Source organism: Rhodococcus sp. G6(2025) (genome assembly GCF_058628105.1).
On sequence record NZ_CP179750.1, the window covers coordinates 3,126,893 to 3,141,920 of the forward strand.

Here is a 15,028-nt window from a genome sequence, read left to right on the forward strand (position 1 = left end):
GGGGCAGCCCAAAGTGATCACAGCGGGTCCGCCCGAGTGGAAGACGAGAAGCCAACTGTCGTCGGTGAGCTGGTGCCCGTCTTCGGTGTGGGAGCGGATGTCGGATCCGTCGATCCACGCCTGGAGGGTGCGCCTGGAGTCGTCGTACCACGCGGGGTCGTCCATCTCCGCGCCGTCGGCGCCGAACCACACGAGGTCGGGATGGCCGGTGGGTGTGCGCCTGCCCTCGAAGAATTCCGGCTGGCGCAGGGCGGGGGAGGCGCGTCGCAGGTCGAGGGCGCGGGTGACGAACGCGGTGAGGGTCGTGTCCCCGGAGCTCCAGTCGAGCGGCCAGGAGTCTTCACGCGGGGTGTCCTCGGGGACGCAGTACGCGTTGTTGTTGCCGCCGAGGGTGTGACCGAATTCGTCGCCGGCCGTGAACATCGGCGTGCCGGTCGACAGCGCGAGCGTGGCCAGGAGCGCACGGACGTGCCGGGACCGCGTCTCGATGATCGACGGATCGTCGGTGGGGCCTTCGACGCCGTGGTCGACGGAGTCGTTGTGATCGGCGCCGTCCCGGTTGTCCTCGCCGTTGGCCTCGTTGTGCTTGCGGACGTACGACACGAGGTCCGCGGCGGTGAACCCGTCATGCGCGGTCACGAAATTGACGGACGCCCACGGCCGCCGGTTTCCGAACACGTCTTCGGAACCGGCCACCCGGGAGGCGAGGTCGCGCACGCCGGTGCCGCCGTTCCAGAACCGTCGAACGGTATTGCGGTACTTGTCGTTCCATTCCGACCACTGGACGCCGAAGTGCCCGACCCGGTATCCGTCCGACGTGGCATCCCACGGTTCGGCGATCAGTTTGCACCGGGAGAGAACGGGATCCGCCGTGATCGCGGAGAAGATCGAAGCGCGGGAATCGAATCGGCCGCCGCCGGGACGGCCGAGAGCGGACGCGAGGTCGAACCGGAATCCGTCGACCCCCATCTCGTGCGCCCAGTAGCGCAGGCTGTCGCCGATCATCCGGACGACGATGGGCGACTGTGCATCGACGGTGTTCCCGCAACCGGTGATATCGATGTCGCGGCCGTCGGAGTCGAGGAGGTAGTAGCCGGGGGCGTCGAGGCCGCGCCAACTGAGGCTGATGCCGTCGACGCCCTGCTCGCAGGTGTGGTTGTACACCACGTCGAGGATGACCTCGATCCCCGCGGCGTGCAGCGCGTCGACCATCGTGTGGAACTCGGTGATCTCCTCACCCGGCACCACCGCATAGCCCGGGTGGGGGGCGAAGAACGCCGCGGTGGAGTATCCCCAGTGGTTGCGCATGCCCCGCGCGCGCACGGTGGCCTCGGAGACGTACGCCTGGACGGGAAGCAGTTCGACCGCGGTCACGCCGAGGCGGACGAGATGGCCGACGACGGCGGGTTCGGCGAGACCCAGATACGTTCCGCGGTACTGCGGCGGCACGTCGGGGTGCCGTGCGGTGAACGATCCCACGTGAAGTTCGTAGACAACGGTTTCCTCCCACGGCCTTTCGATCCGCGGTCCGCTCGTGCGGGCGTGGTCGGCCGTGACCACCGACAACGGTGTGTGGCCCAGGCTGTCGACGCGCGACGGGCCGCCGAACGGGTCGCCGTCGTGGGAGACGAGTGCGTCGTGGTCGCCGAGTCTGCCCGTGATGCGGGTCGCCCACGGATCCAGAAGCAGCTTGGCGGGATTGAGGCGCACGCCGCGTCCTGGGTCCCAGCGTCCGTGCGCGCGGTAGCCGTAGCGTTGTCCCGCACCGACCCCCTCGACGATGCCGTGCCAGATGCCGTACGTTCGCTGGACCAGATCGATCCGCGTCTCGTCGCCATCCTCAGAAATCAGGCACACCTGTACCAGTTCGGCGTCGGGAGCGTGAACCGCGAACTGCGTTCCGGTGCCACGCACTTTCGCTCCCAGGGGAAACGGTGATCCGGGCAGCCGCAGACTCGGCGGGAGCGACGACATCTCGCCGGGGTGCGAATCGATGTGAGGCGACACGCAACTGATCCTGCCGTGAATGCCCGGAAGATGTGCGGGAAGATGGGTGCGTGCATGAACCTGATCCTGATCTCCTCATCGAATTCGACGACGTTCTCCTCCGCCGCGGGGGCAACACTCTGGTGGGCCCGGTCACCTGGAAGGTGGAACTCGACGAACGATGGGTCGTCCTCGGACCGAACGGGGCAGGCAAGACGTCGTTGCTCCGGATCGCGGCCGCCGAACTGCATCCCACGAGCGGAAGCGCCTACCTTCTCGGTGAAAGGCTCGGCCGCGTCGACATCAACGAACTGCGACCGCGAATCGGACTGTCCTCCTCGGCGCTCGCCAACCGGGTGCCGTCCGAGGAGGTTGTGACCGATCTCGTCGTCTCCGCCGGCTACGCGGTGCTCGGGCGCTGGCGTGAGCGCTACGACGACATGGACACCGACCGTGCCGTCGAGATGCTCGAGAGCCTCGGCGCCGAGCACCTCGCCAAGCGCACGTACGGCACCCTGTCCGAGGGTGAGCGCAAACGCGTCCTCATCGCCCGTGCGCTGATGACCGACCCGGAACTGCTGCTGCTCGACGAGCCCGCCGCCGGTCTCGACCTCGGTGGACGCGAGGAACTCGTCGCGCGCCTCACCGACCTCGCCGCCGACCCCGACGCCCCCGCGACGGTCCTCATCACCCACCACGTCGAGGAGATCCCGCCGGGATTCACTCATGCACTGCTCCTCAAGGAGGGGGAGGTGGTCTCGCAGGGGCTCCTCGATCGGGTCATCACGGCAGAGAACCTCAGCGAGGCGTTCAGCCAGTCCATCAGCCTGGACAAGGTCGACGGCCGGTTCTTCGCGCGGCGGACCCGCGTCCCCGGCGCGCACCGGCGGGGCTGAGGACCGGCCGTCACACCGGGGGACCGACTGCGACCCCCGTCACCCGGCGGCGTAGGTTCCGAGACATGGTCTCGAAGCAAGAGCAGGCGCCCCGCGACAGTACCGACGTGGCACCCAAGGACGCGTCCACGGTCATCCTCATCCGTGACGCCGCGGCAGACGCCGCGTCGCCCGGAATCGAGGTGTTCCTCCTCCGCCGGGTGAAGGGGATGGCGTTCGCCGGCGGCATGACGGTGTTCCCCGGCGGCGGCGTCGACCCGTCGGACGCCGCCGCCGAGGTCGACTGGGCGGGACCGTCCGTCGACTGGTGGGCCGAGCGGTTCTCCACCGACGCCGCGCGCGCGAAGGCACTCGTGTGCGCGGCGGTGCGCGAGACGTTCGAGGAATGCGGCGTGCTCCTCGCGGGACCGAGCGCGGACACGGTCGTCGCGGACACGTCCCGTTACGCGCAGTCCCGCACACAACTCGAGAAACGCGAACTGTCGTTCAGCGACTTCCTGAAGCGCGAGAACCTCGTCCTGCGCGCCGATCTGCTGCGGCCCTGGGCCAACTGGATCACCCCGGTCGGCGAGGGCCGCCGCTACGACACGCGGTTCTTCGTCGCCGCCGCACCGCACGGCCAGATCGCGGACGGTGCGACGTCCGAGGCCGAGGACGTGCAGTGGCAGAGTCCGGCCGCGGCGCTCGCGCACTGGCAGGGCGGCGGAAGCATCCTGCTGCCGCCGACGTGGAGTCAGCTCACGGCGCTCAGCGCGTTCGGCTCGGTCGCGGACGTGCTGGCCGCGGAACCGGAGATCCCGGTGATCCTGCCGACCCTCATCACGGACGAGGAGCAACTCCGCGTGGAGTTCCCGGGACAGGACGGCTACTACGAAGCCGGTCCGCATCCGTGGACGTCCCGCGACTGATCGCGATGCGGCGGGCCGCGAAACCGGGTCGGAGGCAGACAAGTAGCCTTTTGCCCCATGGCTGAGTTTGTCACTCTCGAGGTATCCGAAGGCATCGGCACGATCCGGCTCGCGCGCCCCCCGATGAACGCCCTGAACCGTCAGGTTCAGCAGGAGTTGCGGGCAGCGGCGCGGGAGGCGACCGTCAACGCCGACGTGAAGGCCGTCATCGTCTACGGCGGCGAGAAGGTCTTCGCCGCGGGCGCGGACGTGAAGGAAATGTCCGAGATGAACTTCGGGCAGATGTCCGACGTGATCGGCGACCTGCAGTCCGACCTCGCGGCGGTCTCCGAGATCCCGAAGCCCACCGTCGCCGCCATCACGGGGTATGCGCTCGGCGGCGGCCTGGAGGTCGCGTTGTCGGCGGACCGGCGCATCGCGGGCGACAATGCCAAGCTCGGTGTACCGGAGATCCTGCTCGGCATCATTCCCGGCGGCGGCGGCACCCAGCGTCTCGCCCGGCTGATCGGACCGTCCAAGGCCAAGGATCTGCTGTTCACCGGCCGGTTCGTCGACGCCGAGGAGGCCCTGTCGATCGGGCTGGTCGACGAGGTCGTGGCGCCGGACGACGTGTACGAGGCGGCCCGCACGTGGGCGTCGCAGTTCACGAAGGGGGCGGGCCGCGCCCTCGCCGCGGCGAAGGCCGCCGTCGACCGTGGGCTGGACGTCGACCTCACGACAGGGCTCGCGGTGGAGCGTCAGCTGTTCACCTCGCTGTTCGCCACCCAGGACCGCACGATCGGGATGGAATCGTTCATCGAGAACGGTCCAGGTAAGGCTCGGTTCACGGGCGAGTAGTCTGGAGCCCGAAACTAGAACCTGTTCACTCTTACCAGCGAGTAGGATTTGCCGCATGACTGCAAGCGCCCATGACGACCCAGCTCCTCATCCGCACGCCACCGCCGAAGAGGTAGAGGCTGCGCTGAAGGACACCAAACTCGCCCAGGTGCTCTACCACGACTGGGAAGCCGAGACGTACGACGAGAAGTGGTCGATCTCGTACGACGAGCGGTGCATCGACTACGCGCGCGGACGTTTCGACGCCGTCGCGGGCGATCAGCCGCTGCCCTACGAGCGGGCGCTCGAACTGGGCTGCGGCACCGGATTCTTCCTCCTCAACCTGATGCAGGGTGGAGTCGCGAAGACCGGTTCGGTCACCGACCTGTCGCCCGGCATGGTGAAGGTCGCCCTCCGCAACGCCGAGGGCCTGGGATTGTCCGTCGACGGCCGCGTCGCCGACGCCGAAACCATCCCGTACGAGGACGACACGTTCGATCTCGTCGTGGGACATGCGGTCCTGCATCACATCCCGGACGTGGAGCAGTCGCTGCGCGAGGTTCTGCGCGTCCTGAAGCCGGGCGGGCGTTTCGTCTTCGCCGGTGAGCCGACCACGATCGGCAACTTCTACGCCCGCTGGCTGGGTCGCGCGACGTGGGAGGTTACCACCCGGGTCACCAAGTTGCCGTTCCTCGCCGACTGGCGTCGCCCGCAGGCGGAACTGGACGAGTCCTCCCGCGCGGCTGCGCTCGAGGCCGTCGTCGACCTCCACACGTTCGATCCGGGCGACCTCGAGAAGATCGCGAAGTCGGCAGGCGCCGAGCAGGTTCACGCGGCCACCGAGGAATTCGCCGCCGCTCTGCTCGGCTGGCCCGTCCGCACGTTCGAGGCCGCCGTACCCCCGGAGAAGCTGGGCTGGGGCTGGGGGCGTTTCGCGTTCACCGGATGGAAAACGCTCAGCTGGGTCGACGAGAAGGTTCTCCGGCACGTGGTGCCGCGGGGATTCTTCTACAACGTCATGATCACCGGCGTGAAGCCCGGCAACTGAATTGGGCTATGCGTTCACTCCCGGGGACGTGGAGTTCCTGCAGAGCCCGGACGGGGCAGCCGCTCTCGCGGAAGTGGACGGCTTCGCATTGACCACGTCTACGCGCCTGGCCGACATCGGCCGGGCGCGTACGCGTTTCGGCTCACACGTCGCATTGCTGGTGGAGACCGTGCTGTTGCGGCGGAAGGCAGCCGCCAAACTTCCCGGCACCGAAAACTGGTTCTTCACGGACGACGCTCTGCAACAGGCGACGCCGCGTGCGGTCGCCGCGCATCGTGCGATCCGGCTGAAGGACCGGGACGTCCACGACGTCACGTGCTCCATCGGCGCCGAACTGGACGCGGTGGTCGGGACGGCCGCGACGGTGATCGGCAGCGACCTCGACCCGGTCCGGCTCCTGATGGCGCAGCACAACGTTCCCGCGGCGGCCGTCGTCCGCGCCGATGCGCTCGTCCCGTGCACCCGCGGCACCGTCGTGCTCGCGGATCCGGCGCGACGGTCCGGCGGCAGGCGAACACACGACCCGGCCGCGCTGGAGCCGCCGCTGCCGGATCTGATCGACGCGTACCGCGGACGGGATCTCGCGGTGAAATGCGCTCCCGGACTTGATTTCGACCGGCTCGGCTGGGACGGCGAGGTGGAGGTGGTGTCGCTCGACGGCGGCGTGCGGGAGGCGTGCCTGTGGTCGCCGGGACTGTCCGGAGCCGGTATCACCCGCCGGGCGAGCGTCCTCGGCTCCGACGGCAGCGCGTGGACGGTGACGGACGCCGAGGACGACGACATCCCCGAACGCGCGCCGGGGGAATGGATCGTCGACCCCGACGGGGCCGTCGTGCGTGCCGGCCTGGTGCGGCACTACGCGGCCCGGCACGGACTGTGGCAGCTGGATCCCCGGATCGCCTATCTCACCGGCGATTCGGTTCCGGACGGTGTGCGGGGCTTCCGCATTCTCGAGCAGGTGAAGTATTCGGAGAAGTCGCTGCGGCAGGACCTGGCGCGCCACGACTGCGGGGTGGCGGAAATCCTCGTGCGCGGCGTCGACGTCGATCCCGCGGTCCTGCGTCCGAAGTTGAAGTTGCGCGGAACTCGTTCGCTCAGTGTGGTGATCACGCGGATCGGCCGCGCAGGCGTCGCGTTCATCTGCGCTTCGCGCCCGTGAGTACTTCTCAACCGCCGGGGGGCTGTTTCAAATTTCCGGGTCGGGGTCTCCGCGTGCCGCGGCGCCCCGACCTGATGTTTCTTGGATAATGTGTTGGTGGCCAAGGGGTATCGACCGGTGAATCGTGATCAGCAGTTTTTGTTGCCACCGGACATGCGGGAGTGGGTGCCGCCCACGCATCCGGTGTGGACGGTGATCGAGATCGTCGACACCCATCTCGACACCAGCGCTTTTCACGGCTCTCGCCGCACCGGGGGTGCCGGGCGCGCCGGGTACGACCCGGACATGCTGGTGACCCTGCTGATCTGGGCGTGGTCGCGGGGGGTGCGGTCGTCGCGGCAGATCGAGCGGGCCTGCTCGGAGGTGGTGTCCTACCGGGTGATCTGCGCCGGCGACACCCCCGATCACGTGACGATCTCACGGTTCCGCAAGGACAACCACACCGCCTGCGAGGCCCTGTTCACGCAGGTCCTGATCCTGGCCGCACGGTTGGGTCTGGGCCGACTCGAGACGATCGCGTTGGACGGGGTGAAGATCGCCTCGAACGCATCGAAGGACGCCAACCGCACCGAGGACGGGCTGCGCCGGGCAGCCGAGGCCGAGGCCGCGCGGATCGCCGCCGCCGCGGTGGCCGCGCACGCCGCCACCGATGACGCCGATGACGACCTCTACGGCGAGGACGATCCGGGCCCGGGACAGGTGCCGGCGGAGTTGGCCGATCCCAGCACCCGCTCGGCCCGGATCGCCGAGGCATTGGCCCAGCTCGACGCGGAGAAGGACGCCGAACGGTGCGAGCGGGACCAGAAGGCGCAGGACTATCTGGCCCGGCTCGACGCGGGCCAGACGGTGATGGGCCGGGTGCCGGTCGGGGCCGAGGTCGCCGCCGCCGAGCGGCGTCTGGCCGAGGCGGTCGCCGCCCAGCACGCGGTGATCGAGCGGTTCCAGGGTGGCACCGAGGCCGGGGGCGGGGGCACCCGGTTCGCACCGAAACCGGTCGAGAAGCACCACCTGGTCCGGCGCCGGCGCACCGAACTCGACACCGCCCTCCGCAAACAGGGTGAGCGCACCGCCGCCGCCGGGCAGCGGCGCCGCAACACCACCGATCCCGATTCGCGGTTGCAGCCGCTGCGCGGCGGCGGCTGGGTGCAGGGCTACAACTGTCAGGCCTTCACCAGCGAGGACGGGTTGATCCTGGCCACCGGGGTCGGGACCGGCCCGGCGGACTACGACTATTTCCCCGAGATGGTCGACAAGGCCGGGGCGGCCGCGCACCTGATCGACACCACCCGACGTGGGAAGGAACCGACCGGCACGAGCCCGGAGGAGCTGATCGGGGTGATGCTCTTCGACGCCGGCTACTGCTCCCGCGAGAACCTCACCGCGCCGGGCCCGGACCGGTTGATCGCCACCGGCAAATCCCGTCACCTCGAGGCCGCCGCCACCGCTGATCCGGTCACCGGACCGCCACCGCCGCAAGCGGATCCGATCCAGGCCATGACCCACCGGCTGCGCACCGAGGCCGGTATCGCCACCTACCGCAAACGCTCACCCATCGCCGAAACCGTGTTCGGGCACGCCAAACACAACCTCGGATTCCGCCGCTTCACCAGCCGCGGCCTCGACCGCGCCCGCAGCGAATGGGCGTTCCACGCCGCCGTGCACAACCTCGGCAAGATCCTCACCCACCTGACCGGCGGCACCCCGCTCCCGGCCACCCCCTGACCCGGCGGGGGCCACCCCCGCACCGGCACCCACCTCGGCACGAGACACCCGCACCCGGACCGCCCTCACTCAATTCCGCAACAGCCCCCCGGACGTTGACAAGTACTCACGGGTCAGCGGAGGACGAACAGCTCCCCGAGCAGTGTCGGCGTCAGGACTTCACCCTTCGGCCCGACGGACGTGCCGACCGTGAAGCCCTTCGCCCCGGGCAGGGTCTCCTGGTCGAGGGTTTCGCCGGTCCCGGTGTCGAACGTGAGCATCGCCAGCCCGTCCGTACCCTCGCGGACCACCGCGTAACCGGTCGACCCGGCTGTCTGCGCCGGGACGCCCAGCTGCAGCAGATCCTTCCGCTCCCAGACCAGTTCGGCGTGATCGCCCTTGTCCTGCAACGCCAGGAGGTGACCGTCGAGTCCGCCGGCGGGGATGATCAGACCGTCCGCGGACGTCGACGGGCTACCGGCAGCGGCGTACCCGATGTCGTAGCTCCACTTCGCATCACCGGTCGCGGAATCGATCGCCCACAACGTGCCCCAGTTGTCGTTGGTGTAGACGACGGAGCCGTCGGCCGACAAGTCGGGGCTGGACGCGCTACCGCCCGGCAGCGCATCGCTGGACCATTCCTGGGTGATGGCGGGGTTGTCGCCGCCGGAGTACTTCATCGAGACGAGTTCCGCCGCGGGAGCGCCGGGCGCAAAGAACGTGAAGTAGAACTTGCCGGACTCGAGGTCGATCGCCGGCATGTTCGCGACCGGGCAGTCGGGTGCGCCGAAGAAGCAGCCGCTGAGACCCTTGTCGTCGGGCAGGATGTCGACGTTCGCGCCCTCGGCGACGGACGGCGGTGGGACGAGGTCGTACGGCGCCACGACCTTCTGACCGGTCTGCGTGTTCACGACGTTGATCTGGCCGAGCTGGGTGATGAAGAGGAGATTGCCGTCGCCGGTGAACTGCGCCGACAGCGGCGTCCCGACCACCGGTGTGCGCCAACGCAGCTGGCCGTACTCGTTGAACGAGTTGATGGCACCGTTCTCGCCCACGTACACGTTGGCGGCGCCGTCGACGATCGGCGTGGAGGCCACGACACCCGGCGCGAGCTGACGGCACCAGCGTTTGCGGCCGCTGTCCATCTGGTAGGAGAAGAGGTTGCAGCCCTTCTCGGTGCGGGCCGTGATGAAGATCTGGCCGCTGGCGGCCACCGATGCGTAATTCGCCACCGGACCGCCGAGCGGACGCGACCAGGCGAAGGAGAGGTCGCGGGAACCGGTGACGGGGCTGGTGTCGCTGTTGCGGGCGTCGGCGTGCATGCCGGGCCACCCGCCCGCGGAGAAGATGTCGTCGACCTGCGTTCCGCTGCTGCAGCCGCTGAGGACGACAGCCGAGATCGTCGCCAGCGCCAGTACTGACGAACGTAGGACCCGCCGCATTACTTCTCCTCGTCTTCGATAACGCTCGGCCCAGAGACTATCCCGCCGAGGCTGCACCGATCGGCACACCCCGATGCGGGTGTCGGAGTCCGGACACACCCGAACGAGGGCGCGAGCCGTGAACGTAGGCTGACAGGCTATGACGAGCATGTGGGGCGCACCGTTGCGTACGAGGTGGCGAGGATCCCGGCGGAGCGACAGCGAGCAGGCCCGCTTCCTGACACGCGACTCGCTGCGCTGGGTGCTGGCGAACAAGGCGTACACGCCGTGGTACCTGGTGCGGTACTACCGGCTCGCGAAGTTCAAGCTGGCCAACCCGCACGTGATCCTGCGTGGCATGGTGTTCCTCGGCAAGCGGGTGGAGATCCATTCGACCCCCGACCTGTCGCGGCTCGAGATCGGCCGCTGGGTACACATCGGCGACGGCAATGCGATCCGCTGCCACGAGGGTTCGCTGCGCATCGGCGACAAGGTGGTCTTCGGCAAGGACAACGTCGTCAACACGTACCTCGACATCGAGATCGGCGCGTCGACGCTCGTGGCGGACTGGTGCTACATCACCGACTTCGATCACCGCATGGACGACGTGAACGTTCCGATCAAGGATCAGGGCATCGTGAAGGGCCCGGTCCGCATCGGACCCGACACGTGGGTGGCGGCCAAGGTCACGGTTCTCCGCAACACGCGGGTGGGGCGAGGCTGTGTCCTCGGCGCGCATGCCGTCGTGAAGGGTGACATCCCGGACTTCAGCATCGCCGTCGGTTCGCCGGCCAAGGCCGTGAAGAACCGCAAGGCCGAGTGGGAGGCGGGCGCGTCCGAACGCGCGAAGTACATCGCCGCCCTCGAGGACATCGCCCGGAAGAAGGCGGCGCAGGAGAACTGACCGCCCCGGTGGCATAGTCGGCGTCATGGCCGTGTCGGACAGGGAACTCGAGGAGCGCATCCGGGCGCTCCTCGATGCCCGAGCCGACAGTGCGAGCATCTGCCCGTCGGACGTCGCGCGCGCCGTCGCCCCGGACGACTGGCGGCCCCTGATGGAACCGGTGCGGGAGGCCGCCCGGCGCCTGGCCGACGCCGGGGAGGTCGAGGTCACCCGGAAAGGTGCCGTGGTGGATCCGCGATCGGCACGGGGGCCGATCCGGATCCGGTGGGCCCGCACGGAGTGAGGGCCACGTCAGCGACCGGGCAGCGGACGCTCGGGAATCTCCGGCCTCGCCAACGGGTGCCGCACGCGACGCTTGGCGCCCGCGTAGACGTGGACGGTGTCCTCGGCCACCTTGTGCCAGTCGAAATCCGCGGTGAGACGGTCGCGGGCGGCCACCGCGCGCTGCTGGGCGCCGGCCGGGTCGTCGAGGACCTCCCGGACCGCGGACGTGAGCCCGGCGACGTCGCCCGGCTGGAACGACATGCCGGTCTCGCCGTCGACGACCGCTTCACCGAGGCCGCCGGCGGTGGACGCCACGAGCGGGGTGCCGGAGGCGGCGGCCTCGAGTGCGATGATCCCGAACGGCTCGTACCGGCTGGGCAGGACGATGGCGTCGGCGCCGTGCAGCCACCCGAGCAGTTCGATGTGGTCGAGGTTGCCGAGGAAGTTCACGGCACGGGCGACGCGATGGGTGCGGGCCTGCTGGTAGAGCCAGGTGAACTGGGTGCCCTCACCGGCGATCGACAGCGTGGTCCCGGGGTGGCTGCGGCGGATGCGGGGGAGCGCGGCGATGGCGTCCTGCACACCCTTCTCGTATTCGAGGCGGCCGACGAACAGTAGTTTCGGCGGTCCGGACCGCGGCGCGCGCTCGCGGAAGCTCCAGGTGGTGAGGTCGATTCCGTTGCGGATCACCGTGATCGGCGGGAGCTGCGGACCGTAGAGGGTAGTCACTTCGTCCTGCATCGACGCGGAACAGGTGATGAGCGCATCGGATTCGTTGGCCAGCCACCATTCCACCGAATGCACCTGGCGGTTGATCCGGCCGGACACCCAGCCGCTGTGCCGCCCGGCCTCGGTGGCGTGGAGCGTGGAAACCAAAGGGACGTCGTAGAATTCGGCCAACGCGATGGCCGGATGCGCCACGAGCCAGTCGTGTGCGTGCACCACGTCCGGCTGCCAGCCCTCCCCGACCCCCGGTTTGTGGAGGGCGACACCGGCTCGCACCATCGCGTGCCCCATCGCGAGTGTCCACGCCAGCATGTCCTCGCCGAAGACGAAGTGCGCGGGGTCCTCGGCGACGGCGACCACCAGGACGCCGCCCTCGATGTGGGTGACAGTGGGATGGGTGGAGGCGTCGGTGCCCGACGGCCGCCGCGACAGCACCACCACTTCGTGTCCGGCCGCCGCGAGTTCGGTGGCCAGGTGGTGGACGTGGCGGCCGAGACCGCCGACCACGACGGGTGGGTATTCCCACGACACGATCAGGATCTTCACGACGCCCCTCCCTCGGTGCCCGTCAGCCGGGTGTCCCTGCCGGGCAGACGCCGCGCGTCGAGCCCGGGGAACAGGCCGTCGGCGCGGTTCCATCCCTCTGCGAGCCGGTTCGCGGCCGCGTCCTTGCCCGCGGAGACCGCGGCGGCGATCTCGCGGGTGGCGTGTGCGTGCTTGTGTGCCCGGTCGCGGGCATATCCGGCGGCCGAATCCTTACTGACCATGAACGCCCAGTCGCTCGACACCGTCATGAGTGCCTCCCGCAGGATCTGATCGTTCACGCGGTTCCGGAGCGCGGGGCGTCCGGGGGCGGTGTCGGCGTCGTGGGTCTTGTCCACGGTGTCGAGGGCGGTCGCAACCACCTCGAAGTTGAGTTGCACCAGGTCCGAGACCTGATCGCCGGCCCACACCCGCCAATCCTTGCCGGATCCCCACGACGAGTTCTCGAGCTGGACGGGTTCGCCGACGTAACCCTGCCTGCGGGCGTCGTCGAGGGTGCCGACCCGAATTCCGGCCTCGGGTAGCGCGCGCAGCACCTTCTCGAGCCACTCGGGGCCCTCGTGCCACCAGTGCCCGAACAATTCGGTGTCGAACGCGGCGACGACGAGCGCGGGCCGTCCGATGCGCTCGGACTCGTCGCGCAGCCGCGTGCGGACGGTGGCGACGAAGTCGGCCGCGTGCCGATCGACCGCGGCCGTCGCGAGAGCCGGGTCGTACGGCGCCTTGTCGGCCGAGTCGACGGTGCGGCCGGTGACGCGGGCCGGTTTGAGGCCCGTGGCGTGGTCGTATGTGTGGAAATCGCGGTAAGCGCCGTGCCCGGGATAGCCCGACTTGGGCGACCACACCCGGTAACTCACCTGCAGGTCGCGTCCGAACGCGACCACATCGGACTCACGGACCGGCCTGCCGAGCGACGTGTCGCCGCGCAGGGCGGGGCCGTCGACCATGAAATGAGTGACGCCCGCCGCGGCGTATCCGGTCTCCATGCCGGGGGTGTACCCGCATTCGGGCCCCCAGATACCTGTCGGTGTGCAGTTCCACCGCGCGGCGGCGTCGGCGAGCCCCTCGCGGAGGGAGAAGGCACGCAACCGCGGGTCGAGCAGCGGCTGGAACGGGTGGGCCAGCGGCCCGCCGAGCAGTTCGAACGCCTCGCGATCGAGAAGGTCGCGCAGGACCGGTGAGCCGCCGTGCCGCCAGCGCAGCTCGAAGTCGGCGAGTGCGGCGGCGGACGCGCGGTGCTCGCGGGCACCGAGATCGCGGTGCGCGTCGTCGGGCATTCCTGCCGCCTCGTGCGCGCGGATCTGCCAGTTCCCGAGCCAGTGGTGCATTCCCGCCAGACTGTGCGGATCATCGAGCTGAGCTGCGAGAACGGGGGTGATGCCGAGGGTCAGTAGATGCGAGCGACCCTCGTCGGACAGCCGCCGCAACATCGCGGTGAGAGGGAGGTACGACGCCGCCCACGACTGGTACAGCCACTCCTCGCCCACCGGCCACCGGCCGTGGTTGGCGAGCCAGGGCAGGTGGGAGTGCAGGACCAGGCAGAACATGCCCGGTTCCGTCGCGTCGCCCGCTCCGGTGCGGTTGTCGGATTCGGTCACCGAACAGGATCCTTCACCGCGACGGCCACCAGGTCGAGGCTGTCGTCGATGTCGCCCTCGTGCAGGGCGAAATCGTCGACGGTGATGCCCTCGACGTCGCGGGTCAGTTCGTCGGGCCAGGGTTCGCCGGCGAGTGCGCGGTCGATCTGCGCGCCGATGAACGAGCCGCCGTGCTTCGCGTCGAGGGATTTCAGCCGGTCGCCGTGATGGACGCCGGTCATGAGGGCGACCCTGAAGCCGGCCTCTTCCAGGAGCTCGGTCAACTCGGCCGCGTCGAGTTCACGCGTGTGGAACGGATTGAGGGGTGTGTCGCGGCCCGGCGAGAACGTGATGCGGTTGGGGGTGCTGACGAGCAGTTCCCCGCCGGGCGTCAGAACCCGGAAGCACTCGCGCAGGAATTGGGCCTGGTCCCAGAGGTGTTCGATCACCTGGAAATTGACGACGGTGTCGACGGATTCGTCGCCGAGGGGAAGCTCCGCGAGGTTGCCGTGCAGCATCTCGACGCGGGGGTACCGCGCACGCACGTGCTCGACCGCGGAGATGTCGTAGTCGAGTCCGGTGACGGTCCGTGCCACATCGGCAATCATGTTGGCGCCGTAGCCTTCTCCGGATCCGGCCTCGAGTACCCGGCGTCCCGCGCAGCGGGGGAGGAGGTCGCGGTAGACCACCTCGTGACGCCGGAACCAGTAGTTCTCCTCGGGGATCCCGGGCACGGTCCGCTCGCCCGTGAGGGGCAGTTGCTCGTCTCCGGTCGATGGCAATTGCTCGTGACCGAGCGGGGGCAGCGGTGCGTCCTCGCGGTCGCCGACAAATGATTCGCTCACCGCTGCGAGGTTAGTGCCACCGGCAAGGTCGCTCGTCCAGGTGGTCTACATCACAGGGATGAAATGCACTTTCGGCCGTTATGGTGAACGAGACTTTCACGCAAGTTACCGACGGGTAACTTAACGTGGGGTAATCTGTCGCAGAGCCATCGTGCGACGAAATATCGACAACGAGAGCTCGGCCCATGCGGAGCAACTCGCGATAACCACGCAAGAACACACAGGAGGTCGACG

Annotated in this window: 12 protein-coding genes and 1 pseudogene; 8 read left to right on the forward strand and 5 right to left on the reverse strand. The window is 69.1% G+C overall.

What is annotated here, in order from left to right; translation table 11 throughout:
* Positions 1-9: 9 nt before the first annotated feature.
* A pseudogene (gene glgX, locus ACLIVD_RS14235) lies at positions 10-1,974 on the reverse strand (glycogen debranching protein GlgX); the annotation flags it as partial.
* Positions 1,975-2,057: 83 nt separating this feature from the next.
* Here glgX and ACLIVD_RS14240 point away from each other — a divergent pair.
* From ACLIVD_RS14240 to ACLIVD_RS14265, 6 genes are all read left to right on the forward strand, one after another.
* Entirely contained in the window at positions 2,058-2,882 is an 825-nt protein-coding gene (locus ACLIVD_RS14240; RefSeq protein ID WP_491932606.1) for an ABC transporter ATP-binding protein, read from the forward strand.
* A 65-nt stretch (positions 2,883-2,947) separates the two neighbouring features.
* Positions 2,948-3,790 (forward strand): NUDIX hydrolase, encoded by an 843-nt coding sequence (locus ACLIVD_RS14245; RefSeq protein ID WP_283354674.1) that lies wholly within the window; start codon positions 2,948-2,950, stop codon positions 3,788-3,790.
* Between the two features lie 57 nt (positions 3,791-3,847).
* The gene (locus ACLIVD_RS14250) at positions 3,848-4,627 is read left to right on the forward strand and encodes an enoyl-CoA hydratase/isomerase family protein (RefSeq protein ID WP_283335268.1); all 780 of its coding nucleotides are present in this window, start codon (positions 3,848-3,850) and stop codon (positions 4,625-4,627) included.
* Between the two features lie 55 nt (positions 4,628-4,682).
* Positions 4,683-5,654, forward strand: coding sequence for a class I SAM-dependent methyltransferase (locus ACLIVD_RS14255; RefSeq protein ID WP_105413082.1), 972 nt, complete (start codon positions 4,683-4,685; stop codon positions 5,652-5,654).
* A 1-nt stretch (position 5,655) separates the two neighbouring features.
* Positions 5,656-6,813, forward strand: coding sequence for a THUMP-like domain-containing protein (locus ACLIVD_RS14260; RefSeq protein WP_280781705.1), 1,158 nt, complete (start codon positions 5,656-5,658; stop codon positions 6,811-6,813).
* A 90-nt stretch (positions 6,814-6,903) separates the two neighbouring features.
* Positions 6,904-8,535, forward strand: a complete 1,632-nt coding sequence (locus tag ACLIVD_RS14265; protein WP_491932876.1) for a transposase — start codon at positions 6,904-6,906, stop codon at positions 8,533-8,535.
* A gap of 113 nt (positions 8,536-8,648) precedes the next feature.
* Here ACLIVD_RS14265 and ACLIVD_RS14270 read toward each other — a convergent pair whose 3' ends face one another.
* Positions 8,649-9,956, reverse strand: a complete 1,308-nt coding sequence (locus ACLIVD_RS14270; RefSeq protein ID WP_283334838.1) for an outer membrane protein assembly factor BamB family protein — start codon at positions 9,954-9,956, stop codon at positions 8,649-8,651.
* A gap of 139 nt (positions 9,957-10,095) precedes the next feature.
* On the opposite strand from ACLIVD_RS14270, the gene ACLIVD_RS14275 reads away from it, so the two are divergent.
* The gene (locus ACLIVD_RS14275; protein ID WP_009479650.1) at positions 10,096-10,839 is read left to right on the forward strand and encodes an acyltransferase; all 744 of its coding nucleotides are present in this window, start codon (positions 10,096-10,098) and stop codon (positions 10,837-10,839) included.
* A gap of 25 nt (positions 10,840-10,864) precedes the next feature.
* Complete coding sequence (locus tag ACLIVD_RS14280; protein WP_283334836.1) at positions 10,865-11,122, forward strand: DUF3253 domain-containing protein; 258 nt, start codon at positions 10,865-10,867, stop codon at positions 11,120-11,122.
* A gap of 8 nt (positions 11,123-11,130) precedes the next feature.
* Here ACLIVD_RS14280 and ACLIVD_RS14285 read toward each other — a convergent pair whose 3' ends face one another.
* From ACLIVD_RS14285 to ACLIVD_RS14295, 3 genes are read right to left on the reverse strand one after another with little or no spacing between them, the layout of a single operon-like run.
* A complete protein-coding gene (locus ACLIVD_RS14285; RefSeq protein WP_283334835.1) occupies positions 11,131-12,375 on the reverse strand; it encodes a glycosyltransferase family 4 protein in 1,245 nt (414 codons plus the stop codon).
* Positions 12,372-13,970 carry a glycoside hydrolase family 57 protein gene (locus tag ACLIVD_RS14290; protein ID WP_283334834.1) on the reverse strand — a complete coding sequence of 533 codons (1,599 nt, stop codon included), beginning with the start codon at positions 13,968-13,970 and terminating at the stop codon, positions 12,372-12,374. The genes ACLIVD_RS14285 and ACLIVD_RS14290 overlap by 4 nt, the downstream gene beginning before the upstream one ends.
* Entirely contained in the window at positions 13,967-14,794 is an 828-nt protein-coding gene (locus ACLIVD_RS14295) for a class I SAM-dependent methyltransferase (RefSeq protein WP_283354671.1), read from the reverse strand. Before ACLIVD_RS14295 ends, ACLIVD_RS14290 begins: the two co-directional genes overlap by 4 nt.
* Positions 14,795-15,028: the final 234 nt, after the last annotated feature.

Coding starts and splice junctions, on each gene's coding strand:
- ACLIVD_RS14245 (WP_283354674.1), top strand. CDS start 2,948: ATGGTCTCGAAGCAAGAGCAGGCGCCCCGCGACAGTACCGACGTGGCA.
- ACLIVD_RS14250 (WP_283335268.1), top strand. CDS start 3,848: ATGGCTGAGTTTGTCACTCTCGAGGTATCCGAAGGCATCGGCACGATC.
- ACLIVD_RS14255 (WP_105413082.1), top strand. CDS start 4,683: ATGACTGCAAGCGCCCATGACGACCCAGCTCCTCATCCGCACGCCACC.
- ACLIVD_RS14270 (WP_283334838.1), bottom strand. CDS start 9,956: ATGCGGCGGGTCCTACGTTCGTCAGTACTGGCGCTGGCGACGATCTCG.
- ACLIVD_RS14275 (WP_009479650.1), top strand. CDS start 10,096: ATGACGAGCATGTGGGGCGCACCGTTGCGTACGAGGTGGCGAGGATCC.
- ACLIVD_RS14280 (WP_283334836.1), top strand. CDS start 10,865: ATGGCCGTGTCGGACAGGGAACTCGAGGAGCGCATCCGGGCGCTCCTC.